Source organism: Pauljensenia sp. C0254C2, assembly GCF_056583835.1.
On the sequence record NZ_JBWPJO010000007.1, the window covers coordinates 18,981 to 37,292 of the forward strand.

At 60.7% G+C, this 18,312-nt stretch carries 10 protein-coding genes and 1 pseudogene; 6 read left to right on the forward strand and 5 right to left on the reverse strand.

Translation table 11 applies throughout. The annotated features are described in order from the left end of the window. The first annotated feature begins 121 nt into the window (after positions 1-121). Both AC1DA5_RS06660 and AC1DA5_RS06665 read left to right on the forward strand, forming a co-directional pair. Positions 122-1,444: a YkvI family membrane protein gene (locus AC1DA5_RS06660; RefSeq protein WP_480289628.1), complete on the forward strand. Its 1,323-nt coding sequence runs from the start codon at positions 122-124 to the stop codon at positions 1,442-1,444. Positions 1,445-1,684: 240 nt separating this feature from the next. After that, positions 1,685-3,013 (forward strand): YkvI family membrane protein, encoded by a 1,329-nt coding sequence (locus tag AC1DA5_RS06665; protein WP_480289630.1) that lies wholly within the window; start codon positions 1,685-1,687, stop codon positions 3,011-3,013. Positions 3,014-3,040: 27 nt separating this feature from the next. On the opposite strand, the gene AC1DA5_RS06670 is transcribed toward AC1DA5_RS06665, so the two are convergent. Both AC1DA5_RS06670 and AC1DA5_RS06675 read right to left on the reverse strand, forming a co-directional pair. Then, positions 3,041-5,398, reverse strand: coding sequence for a DUF6541 family protein (locus AC1DA5_RS06670; protein ID WP_480289632.1), 2,358 nt, complete (start codon positions 5,396-5,398; stop codon positions 3,041-3,043). 204 nt (positions 5,399-5,602) lie between these two features. Next, positions 5,603-6,241: pseudogene (locus AC1DA5_RS06675) on the reverse strand (DedA family protein); the annotation flags it as partial. A 120-nt stretch (positions 6,242-6,361) separates the two neighbouring features. Here AC1DA5_RS06675 and AC1DA5_RS06680 point away from each other — a divergent pair. From AC1DA5_RS06680 to AC1DA5_RS06690, 3 genes are all read left to right on the forward strand, one after another. After that, the gene (locus AC1DA5_RS06680) at positions 6,362-9,325 is read left to right on the forward strand and encodes a lysylphosphatidylglycerol synthase domain-containing protein (protein ID WP_480289634.1); all 2,964 of its coding nucleotides are present in this window, start codon (positions 6,362-6,364) and stop codon (positions 9,323-9,325) included. Between the two features lie 77 nt (positions 9,326-9,402). Then, positions 9,403-10,413 carry a DsbA family protein gene (locus AC1DA5_RS06685; RefSeq protein ID WP_058237635.1) on the forward strand — a complete coding sequence of 337 codons (1,011 nt, stop codon included), beginning with the start codon at positions 9,403-9,405 and terminating at the stop codon, positions 10,411-10,413. Positions 10,414-10,592: 179 nt separating this feature from the next. After that, the gene (locus AC1DA5_RS06690) at positions 10,593-11,858 is read left to right on the forward strand and encodes a diacylglycerol/lipid kinase family protein (protein ID WP_480289637.1); all 1,266 of its coding nucleotides are present in this window, start codon (positions 10,593-10,595) and stop codon (positions 11,856-11,858) included. A gap of 42 nt (positions 11,859-11,900) precedes the next feature. Here AC1DA5_RS06690 and AC1DA5_RS06695 read toward each other — a convergent pair whose 3' ends face one another. Further along, positions 11,901-13,610, reverse strand: a complete 1,710-nt coding sequence (locus tag AC1DA5_RS06695; protein WP_480289639.1) for an alpha/beta hydrolase — start codon at positions 13,608-13,610, stop codon at positions 11,901-11,903. 160 nt (positions 13,611-13,770) lie between these two features. On the opposite strand from AC1DA5_RS06695, the gene AC1DA5_RS06700 reads away from it, so the two are divergent. After that, a complete protein-coding gene (locus tag AC1DA5_RS06700) occupies positions 13,771-14,868 on the forward strand; it encodes a Gfo/Idh/MocA family protein (RefSeq protein WP_480289642.1) in 1,098 nt (365 codons plus the stop codon). A gap of 64 nt (positions 14,869-14,932) precedes the next feature. Here AC1DA5_RS06700 and AC1DA5_RS06705 read toward each other — a convergent pair whose 3' ends face one another. Further along, entirely contained in the window at positions 14,933-15,793 is an 861-nt protein-coding gene (locus AC1DA5_RS06705; RefSeq protein ID WP_083314399.1) for a class I SAM-dependent methyltransferase, read from the reverse strand. 102 nt (positions 15,794-15,895) lie between these two features. Continuing rightward, a complete protein-coding gene (locus AC1DA5_RS06710; RefSeq protein ID WP_480289644.1) occupies positions 15,896-18,307 on the reverse strand; it encodes an ATP-binding cassette domain-containing protein in 2,412 nt (803 codons plus the stop codon). Between the last annotated feature and the right edge of the window lie 5 nt (positions 18,308-18,312).

Consider the following 18,312-nt stretch of genomic DNA (forward strand, 5'->3'; position numbering starts at 1 on the left):
ATCACTACTTCGGGTCACTGACGAGGGCGACTTTCCCCGCGGCGTGTGCCACGCCGCGACGGTGCGCCGGCGCTATGGAGGTGCCCATCAGCGAGAAAGCGACCCGGGAACGGATCGACAGATGAATAAGAAAGTCCTGACCGTTGCCATGGCGTACATTGCGATCGCCGTGGGTGCAGGCTTTGCCTCCGGGCAGGAAGTCCTTCAATACTTCGTCGGTTTTGGTCCGTGGGGCCTGGTCGGCGCATTGGCCGCTGCCATTGTGTTTTCATTCGCAGGTTTCGTGATTGTCCAGCTCGGGTCCTATTTCCTGGCCAGCGATCACAAAGTCGTGTTCGGCGAGGTGGCGCACCCGGTTCTGGCATTCCTGTTCGACGTCACCGTCACTGTCACAGCTTTTTCAATTGGTTTCATCATGATTGCCGGCGGAGGAACGAACCTGAATCAGCAGTTCGGCCTGCCGACATGGGTTGGCTCAGCGATCGTGATCGTGGTTGTTCTGGCGATGGGGTTTCTGGATGTCAGCAGGGTTACGCGCATCATCGGCGCGCTCACACCGGTGCTGATCATCTGCGTCCTGGCGGTGACCATCTACGCGCTGACACACATCGACGCCACCTGGAGTGACATCCACGCTTCAACGCAGCTGGTTGACACCACCATTGCGCACTGGTCATTGTCGTCACTGAATTACATGGCAATGAACCTATGCGTGGTGGCGTCAATGGCGATCGTCATCGGTGGCGATATTTCCGATCCGAAAGTGGCCGGCTTTGGCGGCCTTCTCGGCGGCGTGTTCTTCGGGGTCCTCCTGCTGGCGATCACGGTGTCGCTGTATGTGCACGTGCCGACCGTGTACCGCGATGACATGCCGATGCTGGCGTTGGCCGCCAGCGCGGCACCGTGGGCGGGGCACGTGATGGCACTGGTTGTTTTCGGCATGATCCTGAACTCTGCGATCGGCATGTTCTACGCGCTGGCTTCGCGTTTCTCCACAGGAAGCACCGGCCGTTTCCGCCTGGTGCTGGTGGCGCTGGTTGTGGCCGGCACCGTCCTGTCGGCTTTCGGCTTCAAGAACCTGGTGACCTGGCTGTTCCCCGTCATTGGTTATGCCGGCTTCATCCTGATGGGCGTGCTGGGCTACTCGTGGATTCGTACGCGCCGCATGATTAACGAGGAAACTGATCGACGAGGGCGAATCACGCGTCTGCTCAGACGCAAACTACGCACGGATCGTGTGTTTTCCAGACGCGATCAGGCACGTCTGGACCGCGAAGTGAGCGCCTCATCCATTGAAAATGCTCAGCTGGTGGGGACCATCGGATCAGAAACGTGTGACGACCTTGATGCGCGTGGTATTGCTCACGACGATCTTGACGGTGAATCAGTGTTGCAGAACCAGGCCGAACCTGGTGCCCCTACCGGCGAGGTGTCGGCGAAATAAGCGACGTCAAGCCACAGCTATCTGCTGAATGACACTGATGTAGTTTTCCCCATGTGTGGATAAGCGTGTGGATTAAGTGGCAGCAGTGGAGGTGGAAGCCACCCTCGTCAATAGCGGCGAACACAAGGAAGAATCGCCGAACTGGCCGATCGCTGCCGCTGGCGCCCGGCATAAAAGTCGCATGTGAACGAGCAAAGCAGGTTAAAGTATCAAAGGAAATGTTCGCGTCGAAAGCCGTTCATGAATAAAAAAGTCTTGACTGTTGCCCTTGCCTTCATCGGCATCACCGTTGGTGCAGGTTTCGCCTCAGGCCAGGAAGTTCTGCAGTATTTTTCCGGATTTGGGGTGTGGGGCATCGTCGGCGCCGTCATCACCGGTGCGGTGTTCTCATTCGCAGGTCTGGTGGTCGTTCAGCTCGGATCATACTTTCTGGCCAGCGACCACAACGTGGTATTCGGCGGGGTGGCACATCCATTCCTTGCCCGCCTGTTCGACATCATCATCACGTTTACGCTCTTCAGCCTGGGTTTCGTCATGATTGCGGGTGGCGGCTCGAATCTCGAACAGCAGTTTGGACTGCCGACATGGATGGGTTCCGCGATCATCACGGTGCTGGTCATGCTGGTGGGAATGCTGGATGTGGACAAGGTTACGAAGATCATCGGCATGATGACGCCCGTGCTGATCCTGTGCGTCCTCATCGTGGTGATCTGGTCATTCACGCACATTGATGCGGCGTGGGAGGATATCCACGAGTCTGCGCAGCTGGTGGACACGGCCCTTCCGGCGTGGCATATTTCGACCCTGAACTACGTGGGCGTGTGTCTGTCCACCGTTGTGTCGATGGCGATCGTCATGGGCGGTGACATCACGGATCTGAAGGTTGCCGGGCGCGGGGGAATGATCGGCGGCATAGTCTACGGCGTACTGCTCACACTGGTCGCCGGCGCGTTGCTGACGCAAATGACGACCGTGTATGACCAGGACATGCCGATGCTGGCACTGGTCAACCACATCCATCCGTGGTTTGGCTTTGCGATGGCAATCGTGACGTTCCTGATGATTTTCAACACCGCGATTGCCATGTTCTACGCGTTGGCCAAGCGTTTCTCGCACGGTGGCGACATGCGGTTCCGCGTCATCTTGCTGGCGCTGACAGTGGCAGGGTTCGGGCTGTCATTCCTCGGGTTCAAAGAGCTGGTCAACAAGCTCTTCCCGATCCTGGGATACTGCGGCATCGTGCTGACGGTGGTGCTGTTTTACTCGTGGATCAAGACTCGCCAGGACATCATCGACGAGTCGGAGCGACGCGGCCGCATTCTCAAGTTGATACGTCGCCGTCTGCGCCTCGATCGCGGTTTTTCCCGCAAACACGCCAGGCAGCTGCGCCACGAAGTCGAGGGCTCCGATGTTGAAAACGTCGAACTGGTCGACGCGATGGGGGCCGTCGCCGCGGAGGAACTTGAAGAAGAAGGCATCGACCACGACGATTGGGAGCCGATAGCCGACCGTCAGGAAAACCAGGCTGCCACAGAAGCCGGCGAGCAGGTCTCAGCTGACAAGCACTGAGTCATACTCCGCGCGCCCTGCGCTTCGTCAGTCGCAGGCAGTGATGCGGTACAGTTTCGCCGTGCCGCCAGTGTCGACCAGCTCGAAGCCGTGGGATGTGTCCACGTTGTAGAACCCTGGCATTCGCGAGGAGCGTGCGAAGTTATAGTACTGGCCATCTTCGTCCTCAAAGAAGTGCGTGATTCCAAGGTCACGAACCACCTGGCACACTTCGGGATTGGTGTGGATCTCATTAAAGGATCGGCGCAGGATATCTTGCGAAACCGTGTCCTTGTTAACCGTCGACAGTTGCCTGAACACGACCTGACGCTGTCCGATCGACAGCGAGTAGGCCTCGCCGGCGATGGGATCTCCGACGATCAACGCATCTTCTGGCACCGTCTGAGGCATGCGCCGGAACATGTTCAGCTCCGCGTTCGTTGACATTCCGGGTTTGCCCAGGTGATCTGCGTCGTACACGTATCGCACCGCCCACACCCGAGCATCCATCGCGCCGCCCAGTGACATGGCGACGATCCACACGCCGAGCAGTGCGCCGACCCGCCACAGTGACGATTGCGCATGATGCTCGTCAGCGGCGCGCACCCTGTGCGAGCGCACCCAGTTCACGAGCTGCTCGAAACCGAACGCGATCAGAGGAATCATCGTGAGGTTCTGTACCCCCATGATGCGACGAGCATCCATGTACCACGGTGCCAGCAGGTAGGTGCGTCCGGGAAAATCTGGTGCATACGCCATGAAAGTCAGTGCCGCGAACAGCAGGAAAGAGACAATGAGCCAGGTTGTCGGACGCGGCCCATACGATTCGCGCACGCGTTGGCGCGTTGCGATCCACAGGTCGGCTCGTTCGCTCACGGTCATGGAGGCCGTCGACGAGGGCGGCTCCGTCGAATCCTGCAGCATTGCCGAGGGATGCTCTGCCGCATCGTGAGAATCTGCTGTCTGGCAGTGGAGCGCTGCATCGGTTTGCGCTGCCTCGTCGGAGGGGGCCGCTGCGCCGGAAGGCACTACTGCCTCGGGCTGCGGCACTGACGGCCACGGCCAGGTGGGAATGTCGTTCTTGACCACTCGAGACCACACAAATGCGCCGCGGATCAGCGCAATGATGCCAATCAGCATCAGCACCGCGGTGATCGTGATGGTCAAGATCAAGCCGATGGTGCGGGTGAAAGGCGGATAAGGGGTCAGGAAGGTCGAGAAAGCCTGCTCGTAAGAAATGCCCCGCCTCGGGTAATCCCCCATCGCCTGCACGCGATCCATACCCAGCATCCACAGCGGCGCGCACACCGCCACCACGCACACCACCCCTGTTGCCGCAGCCACGCCGTAGTGACCGATCCACGCGGAGCGCCTGACGAGGATGAACATGGACGCAATGATCGGTGGAATCAGCAGCACAGCCAGTGAAAACGCGGCCGTGGGGTGGGCGAGCACCATGCCGACGAAGCCCAGGGCAATCAGCCCTCCCAGCGGAAGATGTGCAAACGCGCCAGTCAACCCACGATCGGTCGATCGCGCCAACCGCCTGCCCCAGACCAGGCTCATTGCAGCAATTCCCGGCAGAAGGATGACTCCCAACGCGTTGGGCCACTGGTTGTACATGGTCAGGGCGTCAGCCGGCATGGAGAGCATGCAGCCCGCAGCAACGGGTGCCACGACAACGGCAACCCGTGAAGTGGTGACGACAGCAGTGAACGCTGTGCCACCGATCGCCCACAGCGCCATCAGTGCCAGCGAGGCCGCGTTCGACGTTTGAATCACGGTTTCGGGCGTGGCGAACAGCGCCGTGAACGCATGCCAGGCGTTCGGGTAGAAAACTTCACGCCCACCGTACAGAGGTGCCAACCCTCCGAAAGGATCCGCACGTGAGGTCTCCAGAATCGACCACACACCATTGACGTGGAAAACAGAGTCCCACTGTTGCACGGGATCACGCGGATTGGCCGCGATCAGCATGGGCAGTGCGGCCAGCACCCAGCCGACAAACACCATGAACCAGATTGCGCCGCGCGCTCTGCGCGACAGAATGCGGTAGGCGTGCGAGGCCGGCGCATCTGCCCGCAGTGGTGGCCGCGCCACCAGGCTGTCTCCAAGCAGTTCGCCATGTTCAGGGTTTGCGCGCCGACGCAGCACATAAACCGCAGCTCCGGCGCAGGTCAGCAATGCCAGGACCGGCATAACGGTAGCGCGGGTATACGGAACTCCCAGCGCATGCCAGATCATCGACAGGATCGACACGGTTCCGACAGTGAGTGCCGGACCGGCTGCGGCAGCCACCACCGATGAACGGATCTGTGTGCGCACCCAGAAATAGCCGGGAAGGATTGCGATGACAACCATCGCGATCACCAGTGGCATCAGCCCCAACCATGCAACCCAGTTCATGAATCAGCTTTCTGTGGCGCGATCGGTGCCGGTCGGGTCACCCTCGTCAATTGCGGTGCTGCCGGCCCGCCGAAATGCCTCAGGCTTCGGGTCGACAGCTTCGGGACCAGAGCTGACTGACCCGGACCTGCGATCAGCAGCCTCAGAAGCGGCATCGACTGCATCCGACACCTGCGCGGATGCTTCGGCTGCTTCAGCGCGACCTTTGCGAGACTGACGGACACGCTGAATGGCGAACTCGGCGATCATGGGGATGACCGAGACCACGACGATCAGGATGATAATGACTGACAAATTATCGTGAACGAATTGGATACCGCCCAGCGCGGAGCCGGCCCATGTGATGCCCACGCCCCAGGCCAGAGCGCCCAGCGAGTTATAGATGACGAACTTGCCGTACGGGTAGCGCGCGATACCGGCGGCAAGCGGAATGAATGTGCGCACAAACGGGATGAAACGCCCGATCACCAGCGAGCGCCCGCCATACTTCACGAAGTAGCGTTCAGCCTGGTGCAAATGCTCGGTCTTCAAAATCCGCGCATTGTCGGAAAAGAGACGCCGCCCGAATCGATGCCCCAGCCAATAGCCGATCTGTGCGCCGATAAACGCAGCGACGAACGTCAGTGCAATCAAGGTCGGCAGGTGCAGCCCCAGGCGCTCATGAAGCAGACCGGCCGTGAACAGCAGGGAGTCGCCAGGCAGCACCGGAAACAGAATGCCCGATTCGATCAGGACGATCAGCAGCGTGCCCCACAGCACCCACGGACCCATCGCGAGCAGCAAGGATTCGGGATCGTGGAACCAACCGATGACGGTTGTCAACCACGATTGATCGGTTGGCATCACGGTTACAGCCAGCACAAGTTCCCTTTCATTAGCGGGGCATAACACCTCAAAACGGTGCACGCACTACCCTATATGTGTTACTGCACGAATAGGCGTTGCGCCATTAGGATAGATCGTATGACTTTGAAGGGCGCGGATTCGACGGCACCCCAGTCGACGACATCCGATTGGGTCGAACCTGGCTCAGCCACACCCACATCCGCATCGCCCTCCGCGACGTCAGGCCCGTCGACGCCCACACCGCACGGATCCACCACGAACGCTTCTGCCAAGACTGACACTGAGCCGCCCGGCTCAAACCCCGACGCGTCCATCGATGACCTGTCGATCGACCAGCTCGCCGCCACTCAACGCGCGACCGCTCCCCTTCCGCGCCTGTCGCGGCCCGCGTATTTCGCTGACCGTCATGAGGAGCGCACGCGCCGACGTGAGGATCTGACCGACGTTATCCTCGCACTCCTGGGAATCGCACTGGTGTGGGTGTTGGGTATGTACGCCCATTCAACCACGCAAGGGGTCACCGACGATGTGCGCAACGTCTTTGCCGGCGCTCTGCGAGCCATTTTCCTGCTGCCCGTCACGCTGATCGAGGGCCTGATCATTCTGGCCGGCCCTATCGTCATCGTGGGCGCGCTTGCCCGGCGAGGAAGACTCACCACCATCATCGAAACACTCCTGACCGCGGCGATCGCGACGTTCACTGGTTGGGTTCTGATGATAGTGCTCGATCATGTACCTGCCGATTTCACGGCTCCGTTAGGTGCCACCGGCACCTTCGGCGCACACGCCGCCATCAACCTGGTCCTCATGACGCTTGCCGCGTTATTCACCACAGCCGGCGAAACGACGCATATGCGTTCCATCCGCTACGGCTGGCTCGGCCTGGCGGTCGTCGCATTTTTCGGCGTCATTCGCGGCACCATGAGCCTTCCGTCAGCGCTCGTCTCCCTGCTGCTTGGCCGTATGATCGGCTCACTGGCACGATGGGTCCTCGGTTTCGAGGATCAGCGTGCCACTGGAATCGACATTGTCGAAGGCTTGCTGTCGATCGGCATTGTCCCCTCGCGGATCATCCGTTCCGACCTGGAAACGTCAACCTCGCCGCTGGTGACGTGGAAGATTGACGAGGTAGACTCACGGCGCGTCAATCCGGATCGCCATCCAACAGGGGACGGGTCTGCCTCGGTAATCAGTGGGGCCGACATGCAGCCGGGGCGCGATACGGCACTAGTGGGTGCTCGGCCAGGATCGACCGCGGTGCAAGCCGGCAGCGAGACGACCAATGCCGGCACGCCTGAAACTGACGTGACCGATGAGGTGACCACTTCCACTGATGAGGAAGCTGACGTCACTTCCACGCGCCAGGATCTGCACATGTTCACCACCGATGTGGCCCTGGTTGAATACACCGTCACGCGTTACCCGCAACGCCCCGACGCCCGCCACTATGCGGTGTGGGATGACCACGGCAGGCTGTGGGAAGTACAGGTGCTTGATCCGGGTCGCGAACTGACAGGCACGCTGATCGACGTATGGAACAATCTGCGTCTGCGCGGGATATCACGATGGGTCTCGCCGTCGCTGAAAGCCAACGCTGAACGCTCCACGCTGACGACGCTGGCTGCGCACAGAGCTGGCGTGCATGTTGCTGAACCACTGGGAATGGCCCAGGTAGGCGATTCAATCCTGGTGGCATCCAAGGCGATCCCGCCGGTGACAACGCTCAAGGATTCGCCTGATCACCTCCTGTCTGACGACGTACTGGATCAGGTGTGGAATCAGTTACTCCTGGCGCATTCCCGGTCGATCACGCACCGCGATCTCACGTTCGACTCGGTGATGCTGGACGCGTCCGGACAGGTATGGCTGCTCGGCTGGGATCAGGGCGAAGTAGCAACGAACGAGCTCAACCGCAGGATCGACATTGCTCAGATGCTGGTGTTGCTGTCGGTGTGCGTGGGTGAAAAACGCGCCCTGGAAAGTGCGGTGCGCGCGGTAGGCATCCGTGAACTCAAGGCCAGCGCGCCGGTGTTGCAAGGCGCGGTGCTGCCCGCGCAGATCAGCCGTGCCGTGCGTAAGAGTGAAACGTTGGCAAATCTGCGAACTGCGATTGTGGGCGATGAGAAGAACGAATCCGCCCAGCTTTTGAAACTTGAACGCTTCGCCCCGAAGACGATTATCACGGTCGCGATCCTCGCGGTGGCCCTCATCGTCGTGCTCGGCTCGATGAACTTCCGCGAAATCGCTGATGCTGTTACGTCTGCCAGCCCGGTGTGGATTCTTATCGCGTTCATCCTGGGTGCGCTCACGTGGTTCGGTGCTGCCGTGCCGTTGGTGGCGTTGTCTACCGAGAAGATCAAACTGTCTGACGCGACCCTGGCACAGATCGCCGCGTCCGTTGTGACGGTCGTGGCTCCTGCCGGTATCGGTCCTGCGGCGCTGAACCTGCGCTTCCTCAATAAACAAAAAGTTGAGACACCGATGGCGATCACCACGGTCACGCTCATGCAGATCTCCCAGTTCCTGACAACTGTCGCATTGCTTTTCATCATCTTGCTGACCGGAGCATCATCCACACCGCTTAACATTTCCCTGCCGACGTCGACGATCGTGCTGATCGTGGTCGCAGTACTGGCGGTGGTGGCCACAGCGCTCGCAGTGCCGAAATTGCGCAGGTGGCTGTGGGCAAAAATCAAGCCGACGTGGAAGCAGATCTACCCGCGTCTGATCTGGATCGTGGGTCAGCCCAAGCGTATCGCCGCCGTCCTGGGTGGAAACATCGTGATGAATATCGGCTTCGTCGGCGCGTTCTGGGCAGCGCTCAAGGCTTTCGGCGGTGAGCTCAACCTGCTGACCCTGGCGGTGACATATCTGGCGTCGAACTCGTTGGGATCAGTGATCCCCTCGCCTGGCGGTATCGGTCCGGTGGAAGCTGCGTTGACCGGCGGACTGCAGGTTGCCGGCATCCCCGTCTCGGTGGCACTGTCCACTGCCGTCCTGTACCGACTGGTGACCTTCTACGGTCGTATCCCCTTCGGATGGGCGGCCCTCAAGATCATGCAGAAGAAGGATCTGCTCTGAATCTTCGGATCGCATCGCGTTGTGCACCGGAGGTGGCTCGACCGACGTGGCCACGTAAAACGCGATAATGTGCGTGTATGGACATTCAGCGTACTTCTTCTGATTCTGAATCACCTGGTCGCGCAGATTCACATTTGACGCGCACCGTGCCCGTCTCCGGCTCACAAGCCTCCTCCACCGGCTCTGCTGGTGCAGACGAGAATTCCGCACCAGCAGGATCAGCTACGCACGGCACTGATGCTCGTGCGGCGCGCTCACAGTCGTCGCGCTCCTCGTCATCCGTCCTGGTCGCCATTGCCGCTGTTTTGGCAGTGGTCCTGGCGTTCGCCGCCGGAGTGTTCGTTGGGCGAAGCACCGCGCCGCAGCCGTCACAGGCACAAAGCGAGGCGTCCTCGCAGACACAGGACGAGGCGGCATCGCAGCAAGGTGAAAACTCTGAATCCGCAACCACTCAACAGCAGCTGGACTACGCTCCCTCGCAGACCAATGAGGAGGCGTTGAAGATTCTGGCCGATGAGCCACGACGCGATCCCAACGACCCGATGGCGCGCGGCGAGGTCGACGCTCCCGTCGTGATGGTCGAGTACTCGGATTACTCGTGCCCCATGTGCGCCAAGTACGCCCAGGAGGTTGAGCCCAAGTTTCAGGAACTGATTGACAATGGGACGCTGCGCATCGAGTACCGCGACATGGTGATCTTCTCCGACAAGGGGTCTGACATCGCTGCCGCCGCTGCGCGGGCAGCCGGCCTGCAGGGCAAGTACGTCGAATTCCACGAAGCGGTTTTCGCTCAGGCTCCCACGCAAGATCATGCGTCCTACACTGAAGAGTCCGTCACGCAGATTGCTGAGCAGGTAGGTGTGGCAGACCTGGATCAATTCCGCGCCGACCTGACGTCCGAGAAGATCAAGGACGCCGTCCAGGCTGATACGCAGCACGGCAAATCAGTGGGGTTGACGGGAACACCATCGTTCTTCATCAACAACGCGTACCTGACAGGTGTCTACCCTGTTGACTACTTCATCCGCACCATCGAGAATCAGGCTGCTGAAGCCGGCAAGGCGATCGAGCCGGCGGCCGAGAAGTAGGCAGAAGGCTGAGAAGTAGACAGAAGGATTAACCGCCGCGCCCCTGCGCCCACTTTGCCCGACAATAGAGGTAGAAGGTGGCAGAGAGTCGAACAGGACTGGCGGGCCGGCCCGTCCGCACCGCTGGGAACTCGAAGCTGCACAGTCCAGACAGTCGCACCGTCAGATAGGAGCTTTTCATGGGACGCATCAATCTTTCACGATGGATCAGTTTGGCCACGGCTGGCGCTACAGCAGCTGGTCTGGTGTTGGTCGTACGCTGGCTCGCCTTCCAGCAATCGCGCTCAAATGCGCGCCAGGACGCCCAGTTCGACGTCAACACGCATGAGAGCGACAAGACGCTGGAGAACGTGTGGGTCGTGTTCAACCCTGCCAAACAGTCCGATACTGAACAGTTCCAGGCCCACGTCGAAGAAGTAGCGCGCTCATGCAACGTCTCCCACATCGAGTGGATTGAGACAAGCGAGGAAGATCCCGGCACCGGGCAGGCCATTGAGGCCCTGACGAAGGGCGCATCACTGGTCATCGCTGCTGGCGGTGATGGGACCGTGCGTGCAGTTGCGGCCAGCCTGGCTCACAGCGGCGTGCCGATGGGAATCATCCCCGCCGGAACCGGCAACCTGCTGGCACGCAACCTGAATATTCCCACCGACGACCTGGATGAAGCCATCCGTATTGCGCTGGGCAGCACCTTTATTCACGGTGACTTGGCGTGGCTGCGGATGGAAGATCCGGACGAGGTTGGCGACCTGACCGCTGAAGGCCAGCTGATCCGCGAAGCACGCGAACGCCTGGATGCGAACGGTGACACCATCGCAGAGGATGATGAATTCGCCTACACGGTCATTGCCGGAATGGGCTTTGATGGCGAGACGATGGCGAACACGGATTCTGGTCTGAAGAAGAAGATCGGGTGGATTGCCTACGTCATTTCCGGTGTGAAGGCGCTGCACGGCAAACGCATGAAGGCGTCACTGAAGTTGAAGGATGCCGTCTCCGCCGACCAGTCGACGGTGGCTCCTGACCTGGCAGAACACCCCGACGCGCAGGCAGACGAGGGTGACCGCCCTGATGTTGAAGAACTGAGCGATGTGCCGGCACGGACCATCATGGTTGCCAACTGTGGTGAGCTGCCCTACCTGGTGCTGGTGCCTGATGCGGATCCGACTGACGGACTCCTCGACGTGGTGGCAGTGGACGTGCGCGCAGGTCTGCTTGGCTGGGCAAATGTTGCGGGGAAGATTCTTGCGCAGGGAGCAGGATGGACACCACTGGATCTGCCTGCTTCGACCGGCCACATGACAGCTCGCCAGTGCCGCGATGTCAAGGTCGACGTCGATCAGCCGCGCATCGTGCAAGTCGACGGGGATCCGGTCGGAACAGCCTCGACGGTACATGTCAGGGTTGACGAGTCTGCCGTCGATATCGCAGTTCCGCGCCAGTAACGCTCAAGGGACTCGCTCTCCGGCAGCCTGCCTGACCGCCGCCTACTGGCGTTCGGACAGCGCAATGTTGGCGGAAATGGCGTGCCCGATCCTCCGCAGCATCGCATCATCAGCCCACTGACCATCGGGCAGCGTGTTGGGACGTTCTGCGTCCCCAAGCCCCAGCAGTTCCTTCCACATGGGGATCAGTTCGTGGTGGTAGGTGTGCCCGTGCCCACCGGGTGCCCGACCCGCCACCGGCAAATCAGCCAGCACCTGCAGGTATGTCCCGATACGGGTGTACTCCATGGACGGTGACACGTCGCGGCCGGCTTTTTCACGCATCCAGTCCGGCTGGTACCACGCCAGGCGGCCCGTCCACCACACCACCGGGTCGGACGGGTGTTGTGCGTAGATGATGCGCGGGAAGTGCCACGGCCCGAGTTCACGGCCGTATATATCGTGGCGCAAATCCTCCGGACCTGTCGCAAAGCGCACATGCCGCGCATTGTCCACAACAGGTGCCACCTCGGGCGATCCGCGATGCCTCTTTTCTGTCAGCTCCTGATGCATCGGGGTGAACGAGGGCGTCCCCACCCACAGCGCACCGTCCACCTGACGCATCACATCGGCCAGGTCGGTATACACAGCCTGTGAGGCGAATGCGCCGAGCGACTCTCCAGTGATATACAACGCCGGCCGCTGATTAGCAGGCAGACCGTCCACTGCCTTCTTGACTGCCTGGTACAGCATGATCGCGGCTTCGACGCAGTGGTCCAATCCGGTCATCCAATGCAGGGACGAGGGTGCGTAGGAATACTGCATCGATGCTGTGGCGCAGTTGCCGCAGGTCAGGTACTCCAGAGGCTGCACTTCCCACTCGTCAACCCAGCCGGATCCCGTTGACGTATTGACGGCGATGACCGCCCGCTCGAATGCGCCGGTGCGTTCCAATTCGCGCACCACCATGTCAGCTGCGTCAGCGAGGGTCTGCCCGCCTGTCGGCATGCCGGCGTAGACGCGAATAGGTTCGAGGGCCTCGCGCCCGGTCACCTCTTCAATGTCGTGGCGCGAGGGGCCTCGTCCCAAAAACACGCGGCCCTGACCGCCAACGGATGCCCACGACACCAGGGAATGGTGGGATCCGGATCGTTCGGGCACCTCGGGACGAAAGATCCCTTTGGCGGTGCGGTTGTTCATTTCCCATGCCTTTCGGGAAAAGAACGTGACACCTCCAGCGATAATCACTTTTGAGGTCAACAGGATCAGCAGCGCCACGATGATTGCGCATCCCACCGCCAACGCGATCCACACCGGTATCCATCGCGCCAGGAAAGTGACCAGGGTGGCCAGCATCCACAGCAACGCATCCAGTACACCGATGATCACGTGGAAGAGCACAAATGCTCCGAGCAGTCCCAGCACAATGGAGCTGATTCGCGGACCGGGCATGTCCACCAGTTGCGCAGCTGAGCGGGCGTGGATGAATGACTGAACGACTGATCGGATGAACCAGATCATGAAAATAAGGAATGCGGCCCACCGCAACCCGGTCTCGGTGGCAGGCGAGGCACTGATGGTTAAGTCAGTCAGGCGCAAGATTAATGTTCCGGTGCTCTCGATCACCACTCCCACCACGTATCCGAGCGATGCAAGAACGCCGGACACGACGGCTTGCCACCACCAGGATCTGGGCAGCAGGGACGGCGACACGGACACTGCATACATCACCAGCGCGGCGATAATGCCGAGCAGAGATGGACTGTCGAGCACCCGTCACCTCCGTGTTGCATGGAATGTCAGACGTGGGGATACGTTCACGTCCGTGTCCTCTTTATTGTACGAACATCGCACCGCATCACCACGATTCACCTGACGTTGGCGTCACCTTCGACCGCACGTAGTCGGCACACTTATGTGACAGAATCGAATTATGACGCCAGATACATCGAAGACACCCTCGTCCCCCCATCAAACCCTCCCGGAGTTGCCGCCTGCGATGCGCCGCCTGGCTGGCGACGTGCACATCCCTGACCCGATGGATGCTCCCAGTATTCGGTGGGGAATCATTGGTGCCAGCGGCATTGCCCGCACGATGTGTACCGCGATCAATTCGTACACGACTTCACGCGTCGTCGCGGTCGCTGCCCGCGAACCGTCCAGGGCAAAGGCGTTTGCACGTGACAATGACGTCGAGCGGGCTGTGGATTCGTACGAGGAACTCGTGGCGTGCGATGACGTGGACGCGGTCTATGTGTCGACGATCCACCCCTACCATGCACGTTGCGCGCTGATGGCTCTTCGTGCAGGCAAACCTGTGCTGGTGGAAAAGCCGTTCACGATGACGGCACAGCAGGCACGCGATGTTTTCGATGCGGCTGAACGAGCGCACCTGTTTGCGATGGAGGCTATGTGGATGCGCCACTTGCCTCACCATCACGTTCTTCGCGCCATCCTCGCCGGAGGAGGTCTGGGAGCTGTGCATTCCGTTCACGCTGATCACGGGCAGCGCCTCCTGGATGTTCCGCGCCTCATTCGCCCTGAGCTGGGTGGCGGAGCCGTGCTGGATCTGGGCGTGTATTCCCTGTCATTTGTCCATCAGGTGCTCGGTGCGCCCGAGGAGCTGTCGGCGCACGGCCGGATGCGTCCCGATCACCTTGACACCGCTGAAGTTGTCACTGTGCGCGCAGGAGATGCGCTGGGTGTGGCTCGCGCCGCGATGGATGCGCGTTCGGCCACAGCGGCCGAAGTGGTTTGTGCAGGTGGGTGCCTGGAGTTGCCTGAGCAGTTCTACCAGCCCGGTATCCTGCAGTTGCGCACGTGGGATGACGAGGGGACCGAAGTCGTGGAACAGTGGGATGCCCGCATTCCCGGCGGCTTCCAGTATGAGGTGGCTGAAGTGGCGCGCTGCCTGGCCCAGGGTCACACCCAAAGCAGTGTGATGCCGTGGCGCACAACGGTGGAGGTCATGGACATGATCGATCAGGTGCGTGCCCAGCTCGACATCCGCCATCCTGGAATTAATGGGTAGGGTTTGCGCTGGTGGCGGCGCGTAAGAATCGCCCCGGCATCACTGTTAGAGCTGCCGGCACACCTTAGTTGAGTCCGTTGCGCGCAATCCACGTCATCGTGACGACAGGGATGGACACCCACTGGTCGCTTTCGTAGCGCAGGTGTTCGTACAGGTACCAGTGCAGGTTGCGTTGCATGCGTTTGCGCATGGCCGTACTCGCCCGCAGGTACGAGGAGCGGGTGCGTGCCAGTTCCATCACCTGTTCGGGTAGTAAGACGTGCATCCACCTGCAGGTATGCAGCGTCGCCGGTGTGATCGGCGGGTCCCACCTGGGTGGTTTGTCGGGCCGGTGCACGTCGCCCGAACGCATGATCCGTGTCAGGCGGTGCACCCACGGCATCCGCACATCCATCTGGTTGAACACTGCTGCCACCACGCCGCCAGGTCGAACAATTCGCGCCAGCTCGGCGCTCGCCTCATGCGCATCGACCCAGTGCCACGACTGTGCAAATACTGCACCGTCGACACTTCGATCCGGCAATGTGGTCCGCTCCCCGGTTCCATCAATCACGCGGATAAGCCCTGAGTGCGCCTGATGCCATGGTGTTCCATCCGCAGCTGGGTCGCCCTCGTTCATGGCCGAATTGTCGGCGACGTCATGCCCATGAAGAACGCCGGTGAGTTGATCGCGCATTGCCCGGGCCGGTTCAACGGCAACAACATCGACTTCGCGCCGTGCCAGTGCGAACGTCATTTTTCCTGTGCCGGCACCGATGTCTGCGATACGCACTGGCGACCCGGTCTGCAGGCCGCTCGCCTCGCAGGCACCGATCAGTGTGTCGACCGCTGCAGCCGGGTATCCGGGGCGGATGTGCCCATACGAGGACGTGGCACGCTCGAAAGGGTTGACGTCGTCAGTTTTGGCAATATGGGAAGTCGGCACTCAGTCAGCCTACTGCATGGGTGATGCGCCGCAGACAGACCGACGAGCCGGCGCTGTACCCAGTGAGGTACCTGCGGCCGGCTCGTCTGTCTTCGTTCCTGTTCAGGTGCCGACTGATTCGAAACAGCCGAAACGGATTGCTGTGGTCAGTGCGATCACCGGGATCGCGATGCACAGCACCATGAAGACCATGTCCGCCCAGCTGACTGTGGAGGGGCGCGCCCAGGTGCGCCGCGTATCTGCACCGAATCCTCGTGCTTCCATCGTCACCGACAGTTTGGCGGAGCGGCGCAGCGCAAAGACGAGCAGTGCGAACGCTCCCTGGAAGAACGCGATGAACCTGTTGGCGTCACCGAGGCCGCGCATGCGCCGAGCCTGCATGAGCGCTTTCCAGTCGGCCATCATGAGTCCGGCCATACGGACACCTGCCAGTGATGCCAGCACGGGGCGTGCCGGCAGGTGCAGTATCTGTCCGAGTCCATCTGCCATGTCGGTCGGGTCGATGCGTGAGAACACAACGATCGCCGGCATTGCGACGGCGATGACACGAAGGAATATTCCTGCTGCCAACGCGATGGAGCGGTCACTGATCGCCATCGGCCCCCAGTGCCAGTACAGCGTTCCACCCGGGTCGGCGTACAGGAGCATTGACACTGATGCCAACGGTGCGGCTATGAGGACCGGAATCATCCTCACTGCCATCTGTTTCGCACTGATTCCCACCAGTGGGAGCAGCAGCAGTTCACAGATCAGCGCAATGCCTGCACTGACTGTGTCAATGGAAGCGATCAGCGGGGTCGTCATTGCAGCGATTCCCAGCACCTGCGTCACCGGGTTGACCTTCTTGAGCAATGCGCCTCGCTTGTGTGCACGCGAATGCCCCTCATTGCCGAGGGCGTCCCCACCATCTGTACTCTCCACGCCACCGGCAGATGTTGAATCCGGGCGCGCGTCGCTTCCGACTTCGCTCAGATCAATGACGTTGTCCGCCATTGCTTCAACAAATGAGTGGTCGTGCGTGATCGCCACGAGCGTGGTGCCGGCATCGACCACTGAGCGCAGCAGTGCCACCAGTTCGACCCATGTGGACCGGTCCTGTCCGAAGGTCGGCTCATCGGCGATCACAATGTCCGGCGCGCTGATCAGCGCGGTCGCCACCGACAGGCGGCGTTTTTCTCCACCGGACAGTGTCATGGGATTCGCACGAGCAAGGTGCTCAAGTTTCAGAGCTTTCAGGAAACGTTCAACCTGTTCGTCGCGCTGGTCGGAGTCAAACTTAGCCAGTGTTGGTCCAAGTTCCAGCTCTTCTTGAACAGTGCGGCAGACGAACTGATATTCGGGTTCCTGAAACACCATGGACAATCGTCCGACCAGATCCGGCGAATGCCACTCGTACGGGTCGGTGGATTCAGGGCAGCGTGAAGTTGTCCGTTCGGGCCCCTCGCCGGGCGCAGAGGTTTTATCCGACGCTTCAGTGAGCGCCGGATCGATTCGCACCTTGCCGTCAAGCGGCTTGAGCAGGCCGGCCATCGTTAAAGCCAGTGTTGTCTTTCCCAATCCGTTTCCGCCGACAATGCAGGTGCATTTGCCCTGTGGAATACTCATCGAGATGTCGCGCCGAATCGGATGAACCGGGTCGTATCCGATAGTCAGGTCACTGACAGTGATGGCATCCGTGTTGGTGGCGACCGGATCATCCTGGCTGCCACTCACGATGCTGTCAGTGTGCTGATTGCGTACGTCACGCCGACTGTCACCGATCACCGCTTCTTCGTCACCTGGTAGCCAGATCCCGCATTCACGCAGGTAATCAGCCTGGTCATGCAGGACTTCCTGCACGGTGCCGTCGGCACCGATTGCGCCGTCGATCACCACGATGACGCGGTCAATCAGTTCCATCCACACGTCGACGCGGTGTTCGATGATGATTGCTGTGGCACCGGTACGTTCCAGTACTGCGCGGGTCGCGTTGCGGACCTGCTGGACGCCCTGCGGATCCAGATTGGCTGTCGGCTCATCCAGAAGCAGCAGACGCGGATCCATGGCGAGCACGCTTGCCAGTGCAAGACGCTGTTTCTGCCCACCGGATAGTTTTGATGTCGGATAGTCCAACGGAATATTCAGGTCCACGATGTGCAGCGACTGATCGACACGCTGCCAGATTTCCTCACGTTCCACCGCCAGGTTCTCGCATCCGAATGCGACGTCGTCACCGGCCCGCGCCAGCACGACCTGTGCTTCCGGATCCTGCATGACCAGGCCGATGGAGCCACGCATTTGTTCGGGGCGAGCCCCGTCAACAGTGAGCGTGCCGTGAGATTCACCCTCGTCGTCGCCCCCGAGCACGCCGGCAATACCGCACAGCAGTGTTGACTTGCCGGACCCGGATGCCCCCAGTACGAGGACGTGTTCGCCGGGCCTGATGTCGAGGGTGATCTGATTCAGTGCCCATGCGCGTCTACCGGCGTGCCGCCATCCCCATCTGTCGATGTGAACGGAGGCTCCGATATCCACGCGGG

What these genes read in the sequence shown, in the direction of transcription:
- AC1DA5_RS06660 (WP_480289628.1), top strand. Translation starts at nt 122, where the DNA reads ATGAATAAGAAAGTCCTGACCGTTGCCATGGCGTACATTGCGATCGCC.
- AC1DA5_RS06665 (WP_480289630.1), top strand. Translation starts at nt 1,685, where the DNA reads ATGAATAAAAAAGTCTTGACTGTTGCCCTTGCCTTCATCGGCATCACC.
- AC1DA5_RS06670 (WP_480289632.1), bottom strand. Translation starts at nt 5,398, where the DNA reads ATGAACTGGGTTGCATGGTTGGGGCTGATGCCACTGGTGATCGCGATG.
- AC1DA5_RS06680 (WP_480289634.1), top strand. Translation starts at nt 6,362, where the DNA reads ATGACTTTGAAGGGCGCGGATTCGACGGCACCCCAGTCGACGACATCC.
- AC1DA5_RS06685 (WP_058237635.1), top strand. Translation starts at nt 9,403, where the DNA reads ATGGACATTCAGCGTACTTCTTCTGATTCTGAATCACCTGGTCGCGCA.
- AC1DA5_RS06690 (WP_480289637.1), top strand. Translation starts at nt 10,593, where the DNA reads ATGGGACGCATCAATCTTTCACGATGGATCAGTTTGGCCACGGCTGGC.
- AC1DA5_RS06700 (WP_480289642.1), top strand. Translation starts at nt 13,771, where the DNA reads ATGACGCCAGATACATCGAAGACACCCTCGTCCCCCCATCAAACCCTC.